The 18,560-nt window shown below is 63.9% G+C and carries 18 protein-coding genes; 11 read left to right on the top strand and 7 right to left on the bottom strand.

Annotated features, from left to right (window positions below; all coding sequences use genetic code 11):
* Positions 1-28: 28 nt before the first annotated feature.
* From E8Q40_RS11970 to E8Q40_RS11955, 4 genes are read left to right on the top strand one after another with little or no spacing between them, the layout of a single operon-like run.
* Positions 29-1,219, top strand: a complete 1,191-nt coding sequence (locus E8Q40_RS11970; protein WP_137044780.1) for an ABC transporter substrate-binding protein — start codon at positions 29-31, stop codon at positions 1,217-1,219.
* Positions 1,185-2,093 carry a branched-chain amino acid ABC transporter permease gene (locus E8Q40_RS11965; RefSeq protein ID WP_246662813.1) on the top strand — a complete coding sequence of 303 codons (909 nt, stop codon included), beginning with the start codon at positions 1,185-1,187 and terminating at the stop codon, positions 2,091-2,093. The genes E8Q40_RS11970 and E8Q40_RS11965 overlap by 35 nt, the downstream gene beginning before the upstream one ends.
* Positions 2,093-3,901 (top strand): ATP-binding cassette domain-containing protein, encoded by a 1,809-nt coding sequence (locus E8Q40_RS11960; protein ID WP_137044778.1) that lies wholly within the window; start codon positions 2,093-2,095, stop codon positions 3,899-3,901. The genes E8Q40_RS11965 and E8Q40_RS11960 overlap by 1 nt, the downstream gene beginning before the upstream one ends.
* Complete coding sequence (locus tag E8Q40_RS11955) at positions 3,882-4,613, top strand: ABC transporter ATP-binding protein (RefSeq protein WP_168197813.1); 732 nt, start codon at positions 3,882-3,884, stop codon at positions 4,611-4,613. Before E8Q40_RS11960 ends, E8Q40_RS11955 begins: the two co-directional genes overlap by 20 nt.
* A 21-nt stretch (positions 4,614-4,634) precedes the next feature.
* Here the strand turns inward: E8Q40_RS11955 and uraD are convergent, their stop codons facing one another.
* The 5 genes from uraD to E8Q40_RS11930 are packed head-to-tail and all read right to left on the bottom strand — an operon-like array spanning position 4,635 to position 9,357.
* Complete coding sequence (gene uraD / locus E8Q40_RS11950; RefSeq protein WP_137044776.1) at positions 4,635-5,513, bottom strand: 2-oxo-4-hydroxy-4-carboxy-5-ureidoimidazoline decarboxylase; 879 nt, start codon at positions 5,511-5,513, stop codon at positions 4,635-4,637.
* Between the two features lie 16 nt (positions 5,514-5,529).
* Complete coding sequence (locus E8Q40_RS11945; protein WP_137044775.1) at positions 5,530-6,339, bottom strand: ABC transporter permease; 810 nt, start codon at positions 6,337-6,339, stop codon at positions 5,530-5,532.
* Between the two features lie 8 nt (positions 6,340-6,347).
* Positions 6,348-7,205 carry an ABC transporter permease gene (locus E8Q40_RS11940; protein ID WP_137044774.1) on the bottom strand — a complete coding sequence of 286 codons (858 nt, stop codon included), beginning with the start codon at positions 7,203-7,205 and terminating at the stop codon, positions 6,348-6,350.
* 10 nt (positions 7,206-7,215) lie between these two features.
* Positions 7,216-8,259, bottom strand: coding sequence for an ABC transporter substrate-binding protein (locus E8Q40_RS11935; RefSeq protein ID WP_137044773.1), 1,044 nt, complete (start codon positions 8,257-8,259; stop codon positions 7,216-7,218).
* A 15-nt stretch (positions 8,260-8,274) separates the two neighbouring features.
* A complete protein-coding gene (locus E8Q40_RS11930) occupies positions 8,275-9,357 on the bottom strand; it encodes an ABC transporter ATP-binding protein (RefSeq protein WP_246662812.1) in 1,083 nt (360 codons plus the stop codon).
* A 122-nt stretch (positions 9,358-9,479) separates the two neighbouring features.
* Between E8Q40_RS11930 and E8Q40_RS11925 the strand changes: the two genes are divergently transcribed.
* The 6 genes from E8Q40_RS11925 (at position 9,480) to E8Q40_RS11900 (ending at position 15,122) form a co-directional block, all read left to right on the top strand.
* Positions 9,480-10,412: a LysR family transcriptional regulator gene (locus E8Q40_RS11925; protein WP_168197812.1), complete on the top strand. Its 933-nt coding sequence runs from the start codon at positions 9,480-9,482 to the stop codon at positions 10,410-10,412.
* A 254-nt stretch (positions 10,413-10,666) separates the two neighbouring features.
* The gene (locus E8Q40_RS11920; protein ID WP_137044770.1) at positions 10,667-11,587 is read left to right on the top strand and encodes a septal ring lytic transglycosylase RlpA family protein; all 921 of its coding nucleotides are present in this window, start codon (positions 10,667-10,669) and stop codon (positions 11,585-11,587) included.
* Between the two features lie 143 nt (positions 11,588-11,730).
* Positions 11,731-12,993, top strand: a complete 1,263-nt coding sequence (locus E8Q40_RS11915) for a D-alanyl-D-alanine carboxypeptidase family protein (RefSeq protein ID WP_137044769.1) — start codon at positions 11,731-11,733, stop codon at positions 12,991-12,993.
* Between the two features lie 11 nt (positions 12,994-13,004).
* Positions 13,005-13,676: a dTMP kinase gene (tmk, locus tag E8Q40_RS11910; RefSeq protein WP_137044768.1), complete on the top strand. Its 672-nt coding sequence runs from the start codon at positions 13,005-13,007 to the stop codon at positions 13,674-13,676.
* Positions 13,673-14,710 carry a DNA polymerase III subunit delta' gene (locus E8Q40_RS11905; protein ID WP_137044767.1) on the top strand — a complete coding sequence of 346 codons (1,038 nt, stop codon included), beginning with the start codon at positions 13,673-13,675 and terminating at the stop codon, positions 14,708-14,710. Before tmk ends, E8Q40_RS11905 begins: the two co-directional genes overlap by 4 nt.
* A gap of 115 nt (positions 14,711-14,825) precedes the next feature.
* Positions 14,826-15,122, top strand: coding sequence for a ribbon-helix-helix domain-containing protein (locus E8Q40_RS11900; protein ID WP_137044766.1), 297 nt, complete (start codon positions 14,826-14,828; stop codon positions 15,120-15,122).
* A gap of 89 nt (positions 15,123-15,211) precedes the next feature.
* Here the strand turns inward: E8Q40_RS11900 and E8Q40_RS11895 are convergent, their stop codons facing one another.
* On the bottom strand, positions 15,212-15,616 hold the full coding sequence (locus E8Q40_RS11895; RefSeq protein ID WP_137044765.1) for a DUF6481 family protein: 405 nt from the start codon (positions 15,614-15,616) through the stop codon (positions 15,212-15,214).
* Between the two features lie 186 nt (positions 15,617-15,802).
* Complete coding sequence (locus E8Q40_RS11890; RefSeq protein ID WP_370455256.1) at positions 15,803-16,492, bottom strand: PhoH family protein; 690 nt, start codon at positions 16,490-16,492, stop codon at positions 15,803-15,805.
* Between the two features lie 789 nt (positions 16,493-17,281).
* On the opposite strand from E8Q40_RS11890, the gene E8Q40_RS11885 reads away from it, so the two are divergent.
* Positions 17,282-18,514: a DUF2778 domain-containing protein gene (locus E8Q40_RS11885; RefSeq protein ID WP_137044764.1), complete on the top strand. Its 1,233-nt coding sequence runs from the start codon at positions 17,282-17,284 to the stop codon at positions 18,512-18,514.
* Positions 18,515-18,560 lie beyond the last annotated feature (46 nt).

The following is an 18,560-nucleotide window of genomic DNA, read 5'->3' as shown; positions in this document are numbered from 1 at the left end:
GACCACAAAAAAACAAAGGGAGGAAGCCATGAAGATTACTCGCCGCGATTTCACGAAGGGTACGGCCGCCGCCGCCGGCGCCGCTGCTTTCGGGCTTGCCAGCCCGGCCATTGCGCAGTCCGGTCCGATCCGCATCGGCTGGCTCGCGGCCCTGACCGGACCAAGCTCCGCACCGGCCATCGGTTTCGACCGTGGCGTCAAGTTCGCCACCGAAACGATCAATGCCGCCGGCGGCGTCAAGGGCCGCAAGATCGAGATCATCACCCGCGATACGCAAGGCGACCCGACCAAGGCTGTCAACGCCACGCAGGAGATGATCAGCCAGTTGAAGGTCGATGCGGTCTGGGGGCCGACGAATTCGGGCGAGTCGCTGGCGATTACGCCGATCATGTCGCGCGCCAAGATGCCGAATATTCATCCTTGCGTGATTGACAGCCTGATCGACGAAAAGAAGTTCCCCAATGCTTTCCGCCTGTCGCCGTCCAATACGCAGTGGGATGACGCGGTACGGCGCTATGCGTTGCAGATCCTCAAGGCCAAAAAGGTCGCCGTCATCGGCGACACTACGGGTTACGGAGTCGCCGCACTGAATGCATCGGTGGCCGGGCTCAAGAAGGACGGTGCCGACGTGGTCTATCAGGCCAATATCGACGCCACGCAGCCGGATATGACGCCGGACCTGTTGCGCGCCAAGAACGCCGGCGCCCAAGCCATCGTCGTCTGGAGCACGTCCACTGGCATGGACGCGCGCCTTTTTAATACGCGCGCCAACATGGGCTGGGACGTCGCCTTCGTCGGCCATCCCTCCATGTCATCTGGCGAAATCAAGGCGCTGATCGAAAAGCCGGCCAACTGGGAGAAGGTCTACGCGGTCGGTTACCGGAGCTGCAGCTATGACGCCGGAGGCAAGCTGCCGCCGCGGAGCGAGGAATTCGTCGGAAAACTCAAGGGCAAGGTTGACCTCAAGGACACGCTGCTGTGGTGGGTCGCGGGTGGCTATGACGCCATCAACTTGATCGCCAAGGCGTTCCAGGAAGGTGCCGCGTCCCACGAGGACATCATCAAGTACTGGAACAGCGTAAAGAAGTATCCCGGCTATTTCGGCGAATACACATTCACGCCTACGGAGCACAATGGTTATCCGGGCCAGGACGTGGTGATGTCCGATGCCAGCAGCGCGAAGGATGGCACGTTCCGCCTCGCGCCCGGCTACGCATAAGGATATCGGCACACAAATGCTGGCCTCGATCCTGGCGTCAGGTCTCGCGGTGGGCGCGGTTTACGCGCTCATCGGCGTGACATACAACACGATGTTCTCGACATCGCGCGTCATGAGTTTCACCGCCGGGCAGCTTGGCATGCTCGGCGGCGTCTTCGGCTCGCTGTTCATGGTGCGGCTCGGTTTCCCGTTCATCCCGGGGCTGATCGCGACGTTGTTATGTTGTGCCGTGCTCGGGGTCATCACCGAGATCGTCGCCGTCCGTCCGGTGCTCAAGAGCCTGGATCAGCACCTTTACGTTCTGTCGACATTGGCGCTGGCGCTGATGATCCAGCAGGTCACTGCGATCGAGTGGAGCACCGAGCCGCAACCTTTCCCGAAGATATTCGCGATCGGATCGGGCATCTTCGACGAGAAATTCTGGCTGCCCATCGTCGCCTGCGTCATCACGCTCCTTGGCCTCGAATTTCTGTATCGACGAACACTGGTCGGCCACGCCTTCGTGGCGATTGCCGAGGACAATTTCGCCGCGCGCGCGCTCGGCCTGCCGGAGCGCAATCTGCGGATGGCCAGCTACGCTCTGGCCGCTGCGATCGGTGGATTTGCCGGCTTCGCCGGCGGCCAATTACTGCTGGCCTTCGTCGCCAACGGGCCGCTGCTGAATTTCTACGGCTTCGTCCCTGTCGCGCTGGGTGGGCTCGGCAACAACCGCGGCGCGGTGGTCGGCGGCTTCGCGCTCGGGCTGTTCCAGCAGACCGCCAATTTCCTCGTCGGCGGCATCTTCTCGTCGGTCGCGGTTTTCGTGATGTTCATCGTTGTACTGCTGGCGGCCCCGCAAGGCCTGTTCGGCTCGTCCTCGGCCCGGAGGGTTTGATGAAGGCCGACACGCAGGCTGCCGGGATTCCGGCCTCCCGGGCGCAACCGGCCTGGCGCGACACGGCAATCCATGTTTTGCCGTTCCTCGCGATCTTCGGCTTCGCCGCGATCGTCCCGATGGCCACCAACGATTACTGGGCGCTGATCGCCACGCGGGCGGCGATCTACTGGATGCTGGTGTCGGGCCTCAATCTGATCCTCGGCTTCGCCGGTCAACTCGCCATCGGCTATGTCGCGCTGTTGACGCTCGGAGCCTATACGACGAGCGTGCTGGTGAGCAGCAATGTGCTGCCGCCGATGCCGCTCTTTGTCGCCTTCGGCGTCGCGGCGCTCTTCGGAGCGATTTTCGGTGTCATCGTCGGGCTTCCGGCCCTTCGTCTGCGAACCTTCTACTTCGCCATGTCCACGCTCGGCTTCGCGACGATCGTCACGCAGATCGCGCTCGCGTGGCAGAGCGTCACCGGCGGCGGGATCGGCTTGCCGGGCCCCGAATTTCCGGCGCCCTTCAACACGACCAAGGGCTTCTTCTACTTCTGCCTCGGTTGCGCCGTACTCGGCACCTGGATGACCGCCAATGTGGCGCATAGTCGCTTCGGCCGCGCTCTGATCGCCATCCGTGATGCCGAGGTGGCGACGGAGTCGCTTGGCATTTCCAAGCCTAAAATGCTGATCTCGATCTTCCTGCTGGCTGGCGCCTTCGCGGCGTTTGCCGGCGGGCTGTTCGCAACCCTGCAAACCTACATCACACCGGAAGCCTTCAGCTTCGATCTATCAGTTCTGTTCTTCATCGCCATTCTCATTGGCGGCCGTGGCTCGATCCTCGGGCCGCTGCTGGGAACCATCATCCTCACCTTGCTGCCGGAGTTCGCCGCGCCGCTCGCAGCCTGGTCGACATTCCTATATGCCGTCCTGCTGCTGGCGGTCGTCCTTGTCGCGCCCGGCGGTATCGCGGCGCTTCTGGATTTCAAAAACCGGCGGCCGCTGCAATCCAATCGCGCCATCGTACCGCGGTCGGCGCTGCTGCCGGAGATTCTGGCGGGCGAGCGCGTCCAGACAGCCATTGCGTTGCGTGGCATTGCCCTGAGTTTCGGGGCCGTCCGCGCCATCGATGGCGTCGACCTCGACGTCGGGCCGGGACGCATTCATGGCCTGATTGGTCCGAACGGTAGCGGCAAGACCACGACGCTCAACGTCATCTCCGGCTACTATCGTCCGCAAAGCGGTACCGTCATGCTCGGCGGCACCGAACTCGAACCGGGCAGGCCAGAGACCCGTGCGGCGCTTGGCATCGCGCGCACCTTCCAGACGCCGCGGATCGTCGGTGAGGCGTCAGTGCTGCAGAACGTCATGATCGGCGGCACGATTGCGGGGCAGGGCACGCTTGTCGAGTCACTGCTGGCGCTGCCGCGTCACCACGACGACGAGCGCAAGCTCGCCGAGGCCGCCCGGCTCGCCTTGCGGATCGTAGGCTTGGAAAGTCTTGCCGCGGTGCGCGCGGACCGTTTGCAGCACAGCGAACTGCGCTTTCTGGAAATTGCGCGCGCGCTGATGTTGCGTCCGCAATTTCTCATGCTGGATGAACCGGCCGCCGGCCTTTCCGTCGACGAGATCGCGCGGCTCGGGGACTTGATCAGGGAAATCAGTCGGCAGGGTGTCGGCGTCCTGCTGGTCGAGCATCACGCCGATCTCATTTTCGACATTTGCGATCAGGTCACGGTGCTCAACCTCGGCCGGGTCCTCGCGGCCGGCACGCCGACCGAAATCCGCCAGCACAAGGAGGTGGTCAGTGCCTATCTCGGCGGCTGAATCACTGATCGAAGTGAAGGACCTCGCCAGCGGCTACGGCAAGATCGGCGTGCTGCATGGCGTCAACCTGGCCATCGGCAAAGGCGAGGTGGTGGCGCTGCTCGGTCCCAACGGCGCCGGCAAGACGACCTTGCTGCGCACCATTTCCGGGTTGCTGCCGGCGAGCGACGGCACGATCCGGCTCGACGGCCGCGACGTGCGGGGCTCGGATGCCCGCGCGATGGTGCGGGCGGGTGTCGCCCATGTCATCGAAGGCCATCGCGTCTTCACCCAGCTGAGCGTCACCGACAATCTGTTGCTGGCAGGATATTACGTACCGCGAGGCGAACGCGCCGCCCGCATCGAGGAAGCGCTCGCATACTTTCCCGAGATCGCCGAGAAGCGCCACGAAAAGGGAGCGGCGCTGAGCGGCGGCCAGCAACAGATGCTGGCGGTGGCGCAGGGCCTCGTGCAACGGCCGCGGCTGCTGATGCTCGATGAGCCTTCGGCCGGCCTGTCGCCGGTCCTGGTCGATCGCGTGTTGAACGTGCTTGGCCGGCTGGCGCAGGCGGGCACGGCGGTGCTGCTGGTCGAGCAGTTGGTCGAGAAGGCGCTGGCGGCAGCCAACCGCGTCTATGCTCTGGCGCAGGGCCGCATCGTGTTCGAAGCGCAGACCAGCGAGCCTAACATTACGGTGCAACTCGAACATGCTTATCTCGGCGGACGCGAATGACGCACCGGCAAAGTATGACCGCTAGCTGCCGCGATAGGTCATGTATGAACCGGGCGTCAGCAGCAGCGGGACGTGGAAGTGCTCTTCCGGATTCCACACCGAGAAGGCGACGGTGACCTTACCGAGGAACGAGCGCGCCGGCGTCGGATAGCCTCTCGCGGCGAAATAGGTCGGCGTGTCGTAACGCCATTCATAGGTCCCCGCGCGCAGACGGCCTTGCCCGAGCAGATCGTGACCGGAGGCGCCGTTGGCGTCGGTCGTGAAGCTCTCGAGACAGATCGGCTGACCCGAGGCATCGCGCCCCCACAATTCGACCCCGAGCCCTGCGGCCGGCATGGCGCGCACAGTGTCGAGTACATGGGTCGATAGGCTCCCGGTCGGCGCCGGTTGCACGCGATCCAGTAGGCGCATCCAGCTGATGGCCTGAACTTCGGCAAGAGCCTCGGCGCGCTCGGCTTCGGGCGTTGCCGCCAGCCGGCGCTCGAAAGTCGCGAGCATGGTGGGCAATGAAGCGCGCCGCACCGCGAGAATGAATGGGAAGCCGAACTTCGAGTCATAGGCGGCGTTCAGCGCGGTGAGTTTCGCGATCGTTGCCTCGTCGAGCGCGCCGATGCCCGCTGCGGTTTGCTCGGCCGTCGATTCTGCCGTCGTGCCCTTCCGCAAGGTCTCCGGAGAGAGACGGGGATGACCGCGCAGGAAGGCCACCTGCACGTCGTCCGGCTGTTCGGCGATGACGCTCAACATCGCCTTATGCAACGCCGTGAGGCTGGCGAAGGGCCGCTTCGCCGCCACCCCTTCGGCAATCCAGGGAGCGTTCTCGAACACCGGCGCAAGCGCGGCCATGAAATCGCCGGCCGGCATGGCATTGAGCTCGGCAAGTGTCGTCATCGCGGCCGGCACGTGTGTTCCCTCATTGTCATTTCATGAAGCGCGAGAAGCCGGCGAGCCGTTCCATCAGCAGCATGAGCAGGATGGTGCCGATGATGATGACGCCGCAGGCCGACGCCGCGCGATTGTCGAGCTGGTTCTGGATGATGTCCCACAGATAGATCGGCAGCATCTGCGTTCGTGCGTCCTGCAGGAACAGCGAAACCGGGATGTTGTCGAAGGAGGACATGAAGGCGATGAAGGCGCCGGAGGCGACGCCGCGGCCGATCAGCGGCAGCGTAATCCGGCGGAACGTGTAGAAATCGGAGGCGCCGAGGCTGACCGAGCAATCCAGCAGTGCCGGATCGAGCTGGGCGAGGCTCGACAACGTCGTGCGCAGCACGAAGGGCACGCAGACCACGATATGGCCGATCGACAAAGTGAGGATCGACGGCCGGAAGCCGAGTATCGAGAACATCATCAGCGAGGCGAAGCCGAAAGCGAGCGCCGGCAGGATCAGCGGCGACATAAACAAGGTTTCGAGGCTGCGGACCCAGGTCTTCCTGCTGCGTGCGATGGCGAGCGCCGCCGCGACGCCGAGAACAACCGAGGCGATGACCGTGATGAGCGCCACCTTCAGCGAGATGATGAAGGAGTCTCGCAGTTCGTTGGCTGACAAAAGCGCCTCGTACCATCGCAGCGAATAGCTTGACGGCGGGAAGTGCAGGGCCTCTTCGCCGGTGAACGATAGCATGAGGATGACGATCACCGGTGCCGCCAGCGCGGCGATGGCGATGAGTGACAACAGCCAAAACACGGCTCGGAAGGAGACTTCGTTCCAGTCAATGGCGCGTCTCATGCCGCCCCCTAGCCGTAAAGCCGAGCGGCGCGGCTGCGCGACAGCGCCACCAGCAGGCCGACAATGAGCAGCACGGAAATCATGAAAAGAACGGAAATCGCGGCGGCGAAGGGCCAGTTCTGCAGATCCATCGCCTGCTGGAAGATCATCATCGGCATATAGAGCAGCCGCGAGCCGCCGATCAGCGACTGCGTGACGAAGGCGCTGACGCAAGCTGTGTAGGTGAGGATCGTGCCGGCGATGATACCGGGCATCGACAGCGGCAGCGTGATTTTGAAGAATGTGCGCCACGCCCCCGCACCCAACGCCTGTGAGGCGCTGGCAAGGTTCGGGTCGATGCGCTGCAGGACGGTGACCAGCGGCAGGACCATCAGCGGTAGTTGAACCTGCGTCAGAACGATGACCACGCCGGCTTCGTTGAACAGCAGCCGCAGCGGTGTCGCCGACAGGCCCATAGCGATGATGGCGTCATTGACGATGCCGCGCCGGCCGAGGATGACGATCCAGGCGAAGGTGCGCACCACGACGCTGGTCACGATCGGAAGTATGACGAGGAAGATCAGCAGAGCCTGCATCCGGGCGGATACGCGGGTGATAAGCCACGCCAGCGGATAGCCGAAGATCAGGCACAAAGCGGTCGCCTTGACGCCAAGAATGAGCGTATTGCTCAAGACATCGAGATTGAGGCTGTCGCCGAGGAAGACGGCGTATTGGTTGAGGCCGAGTACGCCGGTCATCTGGCGCTCGGCCTGGAAGCTGATGCCGATCAGCAGGAGGAGAGGGCCGACGAAGAAGGCAACAAAGAACAGAGTCAGCGGTAGCGTTAGCCGCCATTCCTGTCCTTCCTTTGCCGCACCGTCGGCCATCGTTCGTCCTTTAGGCGCGGATGTCGCGGTTGAACTGCGCCGTCCACTCGGCACGGCCCTGGTTGACCTTCTTCCAGTCGAAGAACACCATCTTTTCGAGATCCGCCGGAGTCTTGGCGATCTTGCTGGCGACCAAACCGTCGAATGGCACCTTGGAATTGGTCGGGATCACGTTCCACGGCGACTTCTGCATTTCACCCTGCACCTCGGCCGACAACTGGCTGTCGATATAGGAATAGGCGAGGTCGGGTTTCAGCGCACCCTTGACGACATGCATGGTCGTTTTCCAGGCGGGAGTGCCGGTCGAAACGCGCACGAATTCGATCGGAACACCTTTGGCTTTCAGTTCCTCGGCGAAGTTGAAATTTTGCACGCCGATATCGATCTCGTTCTGCTGGAACAGTGCGCCGTGCGCACCGAAGTTCGCCGAAACGGCGGCGAGGTTCGGCAGAAGCGTTTTCAGTTTCTTGAAGGCGGGCTCCATGCTCGCTTCCGTGCCGCCTTCGAGGCGATTGATATCGAGCAGAAATGCGAGCCCCAGAGTCGAGGCGAGCGAGGTGATGCCGACACGGCCCTTGTATTCCGGCTTCCACAGATCGGCCCATGAGGTCGGCGGCGTCTTCACGGTCTTCGGATTATAGGCGATGCCGATCGCCTGCATGGTGATGGCTGGGCCGTATTCGGTTTTGAAACCGGGCGCGAGGGAGGCGAAGTTCGGCGCCTTCGACGGATCGAATTTCTCGACCAAGCCCGCGTCAATGGCGGCGATGTTCGGACCGTCGTCGAGCATCGCGACATCGAACGGCGGTTGCGCTCCCTTGGCGGCGGTCAGCTTGGCAATCTGTTCGGTCGCCAGCATCGGCGACTGCACGACCGTCGCGCCCGACTTCTTGCTGAAATAGGGCGCCAGGATTTGCTTGTGCACATTGGCCCAGGTGCCGCCGAAAGTGGCGGCGACCAGTTCCTCGGCGGCGAAAGCCGTGCGAGGCAGAAGGGACAGGCCGGCTGCAGCCGCGGTCCCGGCTAAAAGATGGCGCCGTGTGATGTCGAACATGAATATCTCCTGTCGTTACGATTGCTGGGTTTTGGCGAAAAGGCCGCTGATGCGATCGGTCCTGATCGAAAGGAAAGCGTTGTCGCCGAGGTTGCCGCTGCTCTCGGCGCGGTCCTGTACGATCTTCACTGGCGTGCCGCTCTCGAGCAGCACCTCGTAGATCAGCGATGGGCCGATCGGCAGCACGGCGGCGATGCGCACCGGCAAGCCGCCGGGCGTGGCGGACAGCCGGACACTTTCCGGTCGTACCGATACGAGGACCGGCGCGCCGACGGCGACCGGACCGGGCAGCGGCACGTCGATGATAATGCCGCCGATGCGGACGGACGAGCGGTCGGCCGATTTGGCTTCGAGAACGCCCTCAATGAGATTGGCAGTGCCGACGAAGGTGTTGACGAATAGCGAGCGCGGCCGGTCGTAAATTTCGGTCGGTGTATCGAACTGCTCGAGATAGCCGCGCGACAGCACCGCGATGCGGTCGGAGATGCTCAGGGCCTCTTCCTGATCGTGCGTCACGAGGACCGTCGTGATGCCCGATTGCTGCTGCAGCCGTTTGACCTCGATCTGCATGTCGAGACGCAGATTCTTGTCGAGCGCGCTGAAGGGCTCGTCCAGCAACAGAATCTTGGGGCGAATGGCAAGGCAGCGCGCCAGCGCCACGCGTTGCTGCTGACCGCCGGACAGTTCGCGCGGCAGACGGTGGCCGAAGGCGCCCATCTGCACGATGCCGAGCATCTCCTTGACCACCGCGGCGATCTCGTCTTTCGGCCGGCCAGCAGCGGCGAGGCCGTAGCCAACGTTTTCCGCCACCGTCATATGCGGGAAGAGGGCGTAGTTCTGGAACACGATGCCGACCTGCCGCCGGTTCGGCGGTAGATGCGAAATCGATTGGCCGTCGACCAGCACGTCGCCTTCGCTCTGACGCAGGAAGCCGGCGATGATCTTGAGCAGGGTGGTCTTGCCGCAGCCGCTCGGGCCGAGCAGCGAGATCAGTTCACCGGGCCTGATGTCGAGATTGATGTCGCGGGCGGCAACGAAGTCGCCGAAGCGGTGCGTGAGGTGCGCGAGCGTCAGCGCATGTCCGGTGGCGTCAGTCACGATACGCTCAGGGTTCCACAGCCTGCGATGGTCTCCGGCAAGGCTATGGTGGCGCGCGGCACCATTGCCGTCTAGCGCCGTTTCGGCAATCATGCATGCGCAAAATTAGAATGGTCTGCCGAATGCCGTCCCTCGTGCCCGCTGCCTTGCGTTACGCCGATCAGGTCGCCCGCTCAGGCTCGATCCAGCGCGCGGCCAAGGAACTGAACGTCGCCGCCTCAGCGATCAACCGCCAAATCATTCAATTGGAGGGGATTTTAGGCGTTCCGCTGTTCGAACGGGTGGCCAGGGGCATGCGGCTCACCCCGGCCGGGGACGCCGTTGTGACCTTGGCGCGGCGCTGGCACGCCGACGAGCGGCGCGCCGCGGCCGACCTCCAACAGCTGCAAGGCATCCATCAGGGCCATGTCCGCATCGTCGCGATGGACAGCCACGTCAACGGCTTCCTGCCCGATGTGGTGCAGCAGCTAGCCCGGGAACATCCGCGCATAGCGCTCGAAATCGAAATCGGCAGCACCGACGCGGCAGGCAGCGCACTGATCGGCGGCACGGCCGATATTGCCGCCGTGTTCAATCTGTCACCGCGCCGCGAACTGCATGTGCTGTGGTCGGCGGAGTTGCCTTTTGGTTGTGTCGTTGCGCCTCATCATCCGCTGGCGCGCGAGCGCTCGATCAGCATGCAGGAGGCAGTTGCGTATCCCATCGCCCTGCAGAGCCGGGCGCTGATGATCCGCCGTTATTTGGAGACTCGGCATGGCTGGCTATTCACCGAAGGCCAGAAGGTGGTCGAAACCAACTCGCTGCAATTGGTGAAGTCGCTTGCGCGCAGCGGCGACTATATCGCCTTCACGTCGGAACTCGACGCCGCACCGGAACTGATTGACGGCTCGCTCACATTCATTCCGGTGCGAGACAAGGGCGCCGAGCCGCAGACCGTCAGTATCGCCATCGATGGGCGCAAACCGATCAGCCGGATCGGGCGTATCGTGGCGCAAACGCTGACGGACAATATCCAACGCACACTCGCGCGCGTTCAGCTGGAACGCAGCCTCTGAAGGTCCAAGACGTGCCTCCAGCGCGGTATGGCCTCGTGTGACGCAATGCCACCTGTGCGCCAGTCATTGGTCGATGCCGGGCGCGCTTGCCAGGAGGCACCGCCTTAAGTATCCGGGATATCGACGATTTGTGTCGATACGGGGCCAAAGCCCGTGTCGAACCAATCGTTTACCACAACGGCGCTGGCGGGTTTCCGCCGGGGCCGGTTGAGGTTAATATTGTTGCGCTGCCACCGGGGACGATTTCGTCAAGCATGCCTGTTTTGCAAGAGAGCGGCCGGATCGGTCTGTGCGCGCGCGTCGCTGCGGTTGTCGCGGGCGGGCTGCTGCTCGCCAACTGTTCTGCCAATTCCCGTCTCGACCCCAAATGGGGCGTGGCGGCGAGCCCCCGAGTCATCGAGGACGGCGAGCCGGTCCCGAAGGGTGGCGGCAAATACCGCGTCGGCAAGCCCTATACCGTCGCCGGCCGCACCTACGTCCCCGAAGAGGACGTGAACTACAAGGCCGAAGGTTATGCGTCGTGGTACGGCTCCGACTTCCACGGCCGTTACACCGCCAATGGCGAAATCTTCGATAAGGAATCGATTTCGGCCGCGCATCCGACCATGGCGTTGCCGTCTTATGCGCGGGTCACCAACCTGCGCAACAAGAAGTCGATGATCGTGCGCGTCAACGATCGCGGGCCCTATGTCGGCAACCGCGTCATCGACCTGTCGGCGCGCGTGGCGCGCCTGCTGGAGTTCCACGGTCATGGTGTCACCAAGGTGAGGGTCGAGTATGTCGGCCGGGCGCCGCTGGCCGGCTCCGATGATCGCAAGCTGGTGGCCACCTTGCGTGACGGCAATGCGCCGCCGCCGAAGGTGCAGGTGGCCTCGTCCAAGGATTTCGCGCCTTATTTCGACCCCAAGCCGATGGCGGAGGCGCCGCGTCAGGCCAAGACGCCGGCCACCAAGACGCCGGCGGCCCAGCAGGTTGCCGCGGTCGCGGATGACGACGAGGCCGAGACTGAAGTACCGGCCCGCATCGCGGCGGCCAGTTTGCCGGCCCCGATGCGCTCCGCGGCTGTGCAAACCGCACAGGCCCCGGCCGCCGCAGCGGTTTCGCCGGTTTCGGCCTATGCCCCGACCCGGTATGATGGCCGCGCGGGATTCATGAACGGTCGTGGCCTCTACTGAGGCGCGCCCGATACACCCGTCACAGCGCTGCCATTTTTGCCCGGTGGAACCGGCTTGAACGGCCGTTGTGGGCCGTTCGGCATGTCTTTATTCGGCATGTCTTTAATCGTCTGACCGGTAGATCGGGAATGTCGGGTCGCTGCATGACAGCGTTTTGTGCCAGGATCGTCAGGGCGACGACAGCGGCGCTGTTTGCGGTTGCCGTCTGCGCGCCGGCTTTTGCCGCGACCAAGGCGCATCGGCCCGGCTCCGGCCACAAGCCGGCCTCCGGGCTTGCCGCCAAGAAGGACCCGGCGAAGAAAGACGATCCGCCGATCAACGCCAAGCACGCTATCCTCATCGATGCCGAGAACGGCAGCGTGCTGTTCGAGCGCGACCCCGATGTGATGATCTATCCGGCCTCGCTCGCCAAGCTGATGACGGCGGAGTACGTCTTTAACGAAATCAAGCAGGGCCGGCTCAATCTCACCGATGAGTTTCCGGTCAGCGAAAATGCCTGGCGAAAGGGCGGCGCGCCGTCCCGCACGTCGACCATGTTCGCGGCGCTGCACAGCCGGATCCCGGTCGATGCGCTGATTCACGGCATGATCATCCAGTCCGCGAACGATGCCTGTATCGTGCTGGCGGAGGGCATTTCCGGCACCGAAGCCGAATTCGCCCGCAAGCTGACGGAGCGGGCGCGCGCCATCGGGCTGACGAAATCGACCTTTGCCAATTCCAACGGATTGCCCGATCCGGGCACGCAAGTGACGACGCGTGAACTGGGTCTGCTGGCGCGCCACATCATCGTGACCTATCCCGAACTCTATAAGATTTACGGCCAGCGCGATTTCACCTGGAACAAGATCAAGCAGCCGAACCGCAATCCGCTGCTCGCGCTGGAGATCGGCGCCGACGGTATGAAGACCGGCTTTACCAAGGAAGCCGGCTACGGCCTGGTCGGCTCGGCCGTGCAGAACGGCACGCGCCTCATTGCCGTCGTCAATGGGTTGAGTTCGCCCAAGGAGCGGGCCGAGGACGGCCGCAAGCTGCTGGAATGGGGCTTCAAGAATTTCGACCACCGCATCCTGTTCGCCGAGGGCCAGATCATCGGCACCGCCAAGGTCTATGGCGGCGCCGAAGGCAGCGTGCCGCTGCTGGCGCCGGGGCAGGTGCAGGTCATGATGCCGAAGGCCGGCGGCGACCGCCTCATCGCCCGCATCGTTTATAACGGGCCGGTGCCGGCGCCGGTTGCGAAGGATCAGCCGATCGGCGTGCTGCGCGTCTGGCGCAACGACAAGGTCATTCTCAATGTGCCGCTCAAGGCGGCCGAGGCGGTGGCGCAAGGTTCGCTGTCGCAGCGTGCGGTCGATGCGGCCGCCGAGCTTGTGATCGGAGTTTTCCGCGCCGGCGCTCAAAAGTTGTGAGCGCAGAAACCATGAGCACGCGCGGCAAGTTCATCACCTTCGAGGGCGGCGAGGGTTCCGGCAAGTCGACGCACACGGCGTTGCTGGCCGAACGGCTGCGCGCACGCGGGCTCGACGTCGTGCTGACACGGGAGCCGGGCGGCTCGCCTGGCGCCGAGATCATCCGCCACATCATCCTGTCCGGGATCGCCAAGCCGCTCGGCACCGAGACGGAGACGATCCTGTTCGCCGCCGCGCGCGACGATCACGTCAACGCCACCATCCTGCCGGCGCTGCAGGCGGGCAAATGGGTCGTGTGCGACCGTTTCATCGATTCGACTCGCGTCTATCAGGGCGCTCTTGGCAAGGTCGATATGAAGCTGATCCGCGGCCTCGAGCGCGTGACGGTCGGCGAGGCCATGCCAGATCTGACCATCCTCATCGATGTACCGGCCAATATCGGGCTCGCCCGCGCCAAGACCCGGCGCGGCGAAGGCGCCGCCGACCGCTTCGAGGCGGAGTCGGTTGAGTTTCACGAGAATCTGCGTCTGGCGTTTCTCGACGTGGCGAAGAAGGAGCCGAAGCGCTTTGCCGTGATCGACGGCCGTCCGCCGCGCGATGTCGTCGCCGAGCGCATCTGGGATGCTGTCGCGCAGCGCCTTCTGGGCGAGGTTGCCGCACCGGCCGAGGCTACCGTGCCATGAGCGACAAGTCCGACAAGGCGGACGATGGCGAGGCGATTGCGCCGCACCAGACCACCGTGCTGTTCGGCCATGCCGACGCCGAGCGGACGCTGCTCGACGCCTATCGCGGCGGCCGCATGCCGCATGCCTGGCTGATCGGCGGCCAGCCCGGCATCGGCAAGGCGACGCTTGCCTATCGGCTGGCGCGCTTCGTGCTGGCGCATCCCGATCCGGCCTCGGCCGAGGTCCAGAACGCCGCCTCGCTCGCCGTCGATCCCGATCACCCGGCGGCCCGGCGCATGGCCGTGAAGGCTCAGGGCGATCTTCTGGTGCTCGAGCGCGTCGTTAATCCACAGACCGGCAAGCTGTTTCAGAATATCCGTATCGACGACGTAAAACGGACCGTGGGCTTCTTCGGCTCGACCGCGGGCGAGGGCGGCTGGCGCATCGCCATTGTCGATCCGATCGACGACCTGCAGCGCGACGGCGCCAACGCGCTGCTGAAGATCCTCGAAGAACCACCGCCGCGCACGATGCTGCTGCTGATCAGCCAGTCGCCGGGCCGTGAGTTGCCGACCATCCGCTCACGCTGCCGCCGGCTGCTGCTGCGACCGCTGGCGACGGAGGACGTCACGCGCGCTCTGGCAGCGGCCACCGGCGCCGCCGACGAGGAACTGCGGCAGGCTGCCGAAGCATCCGGCGGCAGTCCGGGCCGCGCGCTCCGCCTGATCGACGGCCCGGCGCTGGCCTTGCGCGGCCGTGTACTGGAGGTGATGCGGCAACTGCCGAACCCCGATCCGCGTGCGCTGCATGCGCTCGGCGACGCCCTGTCCGGCACGGACCCGGAATCGCTGGAGACCTTCGTCGATCTGGTCAATGGCTGGCTGTCAGACCGCCTGAACGCGGAGATCGGTGCCGGCCAGATGAACAAGGCCGCGGTCGCCTGGGACCGGATCAACCGGGCTGCGCGGGACGTCGAAGCCTATAACCTCGAACGCAAGCCGCTGGTCTTCGCCGTTTTCAAGGAACTGGCCGAGGCGGCACGGCGCCCCTGATCGCAGTTGTGTTGGCGATCACAGCCAGCCCCGAAACGGCCGCTTATGAACGCCATTATCCGCTCGATTGCATTCGCCGAGCGAAGTGGGACGGCAGTTCAGGGGAGACACGCCGATGAAATCGCTTGTGACCAAACGCTCGATCGTCATCGCGGGCCACAAGACCAGCGTCAGTCTCGAGGATGCCTTCTGGGACGAGCTGAAGATGTTTGCCGAAAAGCAGCGGATGACGCTGTCGTCCGTCGTCAATGATATCGACACGAAGCGGGAAGGCGGCAACCTGTCGTCGGCCATTCGGCTCTTCGTGCTGGAGCGGGCTCGGGCCAGGGCATTGGAAGTGTCGGCACAATGTCAGAAGGGTCAAACCGCCGCGAATGCCGACTTGACCTCGGATACGATTCGCGCCCGCTGACCGTCGCACGGCACGTCAAACGAAATCGCCGGCCACATGGGCCGGCGATGAATTGACGATGAATTGACTTGGCAGCAAAGCCCGAGGGCTCAGTAGCCGCGCTTCTTGTTCTTCTTTGCCGCCTTGCGGGCGGCGTAACGGGCGTCGCGCTTGGCCTTTTGCTCGGCGAGAAGAGCCTCATTGGCGGCGGCCTTGTCGGCGGCCTCCAGGGCGGCGAGTTCCTCGGCTTCCTTCTGCAACTTGGCCTGGCGCTCGGCCTCGATGGCGGCGAGCCGGGCTTCCTCGGCCTCACGAACCTTGCGGGCGGCTTCGCGCTCGGCGTCGCGCTGGGCCTGGCGCTCGGCGCGTGCCTGGGCGATCGCCAGACGCTCCTGACGCTTGGATTCAAGTTCCGGGGCCTGGGTGGCGGCGCGGAATTTCTCGAGCATCGCCTTTTTGACGGCAGCGGCATTGTTCCGGCGCTCGAACGCGTCCGGACTTCTGAATTGACTCAAATTTTTCTCCTGGAGGATCGCTGGGCGGGTCTTCAACGAATGAGGATGACACGCGCTATATGGCGCGCCGGCGCGTCTCAATCAACTGGGATGCGCCATTTTACCGGCGCGACTATGCGAAAAAAAGTGGCCGGAACGAGGCTTCGCCCCGGCCACTTTTAGGTCTCGCGGCGCGATTCGCGGGCCTTACAGCCGGGCTGTCTCGAAAGCATTCACCCACATCGCGCAGATGCCGGAGCGGACAATCTCCGCGCGGGTAAATTCAACGACCGGGACCGGCAGGTTCTGCCCGTCGATGATCTCGATGACCGTGCGCAGCCCGGATTCCTTCGGCAGATCGCACTGACTGATGTCGCCGTTGATGACGACGGTGCAGTCCTCGCCGATGCGCGTCAGGAAGGTCTTGATCTCGGCGGCCGTGGTGTTCTGCGCCTCGTCAAGCAGGACGAACGCGTTCTTCCACGAGCGGCCGCGCATCACCTCGAACGGCACGAGTTCGATGGCGCCGTTCTTGAGCGCGATGTCGTAGGCGGCCTTGCCGATGCGCTCCTTGATTGCCTCGATCACCGGCGCAGCCCAGGGCGCGAACTTGTCCTCGAGCGAGCCGGGAAAAAAGCCGAGCGACCGGCCGCACGGTACATTGGGCCGGGTCAGGATGATCTTGTCGATTTGTCGGTTGCGGAGGAGGTCGGCGGCGTGGGTTGCCGCGATCCAGGTCTTGCCGGTGCCGGCTGGTCCGAGGACGATGACCTGGGGAAATCTGCGGAGCGCGTCGAGGTAGTCAGCTTGTGTCGGATTGAGAGGTTTTATCGGCGGTAAGACCCGTTCAGCTTCGAACTTGTTCTGGAAGTTGATGATCTCGGCGGTTCCAGACAAGCGTTCATGGCGGCGTCTCTTCTTGTTCAGGTTCTTACCCAAGGCCGACTCCTTCTCGTGGACTGCTTGAGGGTCGCAAGCGCCCGCGGTCCGTCACGGACGCAGGATGAGCCATGCATCGAACGTGCCAATCCCGGTCCATTGTGGCGACCTGGACGGGCAGAGCGGGCTTTGCGAGGGACGGCGGCTGGCTTTGATCGTTCGGGGTCGTGTTGGTCCCGACTGACCTGAGCACCTTATCGATCCGTAATCGACGAACCGCCATGTGAGGAAGCGTAGGCGATTCGGATGACGCTTTCTTAAAAATATCGCGCCGCGGAAAACCGGCGGAACCTGTCACTGCCCGGCAAAGACCTATTGCTTAGAGATGCCGCAATAGCGGAGGCGGCCGTCATCCCAACATCCGCTGCGCATGCAGACGTTTTTGCGCACGCCGCATTCGGTCAAGCATGCCGACTTCGTTGAGGCAGGACTCTTGGGGCAAGCCTGCTGACAGGTCTTTTCTAGACCGCTGCATTTCATGGGTTGAGCGTTGGCCGCGCTGGAAAACAGGAGCGCGGTGGAAAGGGCGATGAGGGTGAGGCGCAGTGTGAGCATGCGGAAGGCTTACGCTGAGTCGCCCCCCATGGCCTACCCGCGGCAACCTAGATCGGCAGGCCCGCAGAAAATTCGTGAATCCATTCTGTGGCTTAAGGGTCATTTAACCCTAATGGCGGAGCGTAGAAATCGAAAGATCGTCTTGGGAATGCCGGCGTAAAGGCCGTGTGTCGAGTTCGAGTTGCGTAACGCATGACGTATACGGCCGCCGCCACTGTCGACGCATTCTGGCGTGAAGATCGGCGCTCGTCGTCCGCTGTTGTCGGACGGGGGCTGCGCACGGTGCGCAATTGCATCATTCTCGGCACTGCTGCCGTCGGCTTTGTCGCCGTATCGGCTTTGGCGGTCACCTTCACCGCTGCGTGGATGGCAGGCGGTACGATGCAGCCGCATGTCCGTCTGCCGAGCGGCCCTGGATCGTTGGTGCTGGCGCCACATGAGCAGATGGCCAGGACGGCGGCGCGCGGGCAGGGCGGCTCGCAGTGGGCGGATGCTTATATCGACCGCACCAAGCCGATCCTGCCGGCAGAGAAAACGCGGCCGACCGTGGTGCAGCCGAAATCGGCGCCGTCATTCAACTCCGCTGTGCCTTTGCCACGGCCCTTGCCGCCGCGGCTGGCTCAAACCCGCGCCGAAATCGAAACGCCGAAACCCGTTGTGACTGTCGAAGCGCCTGTCGCGGTACCGGCCGTTGCTCTCCCGGCACCGAAGCCGGAAGGCCTTTCCAAACATGATGCAATGGCAGCGATCGACTCTCGGACGGCGGCCAAGGATCTGCCCAATGACCTGGTGAAGGACGAGGCAAAGGCGCCGCCGAAGCTGGCGCCGGTCGCGTCTATTCCCGCTTCATTGCCCTCCGCGGTGCCGGACTCGGTGGCGCGCACCGCCGTGTACGACATTACCGGCAGCGTCGTGCATATGCCCGACGGCAGCAAGCTCGAAGCTCATTCCGGCCTGGGCGAGCGCATGGACGATCCGCGCCACATCAAGGTGCGCATGCGCGGCCCGACGCCGCCAAATGTCTATGTGCTCACCGAACGCGAACGGCTCTTCCACGGCGTGCGCGCCATCCGTCTCAATCCGGTTTACGAAGACAGGATGTTCGGCCGCGATGGCATGCTGGCGCACACCTATATGCTCGGCCCGAACGGCCAGTCGAACGGTTGTGTGTCGTTCAAGGACTACAAGAAATTCCTGACGGCCTTCCTCGACGGCAAGGTCGATAAGCTGGTGGTCGTTCCCGACCTCAAGGGTACGTCGTGGAAGGCGGCGGCGCTGCAGGCTGATGGTATCCCGGCCTCGGCGCGCCGCTTTGCCGGCGGTTACAGCCGGCCGACCGTCATGCCGCGCGGCGGCGACGACGCCGAACCGCGTTATACGGCCGCTCTGGGCTTTGCTGCGGAACGCGGCGCCGGGACCTGGTGAGCGGCCTGCGCTCTAACACCCTGAAATGGCTCTAGAACCGCCTTGC

This window comes from Pseudolabrys sp. FHR47 (assembly GCF_005153485.1).
Classification (GTDB): Bacteria; Pseudomonadota; Alphaproteobacteria; order Rhizobiales; family Xanthobacteraceae; genus Pseudolabrys.
The sequence above is the reverse complement of the archived record's forward strand: the minus strand, read 5'-3'. Positions and strand labels throughout refer to the sequence as shown.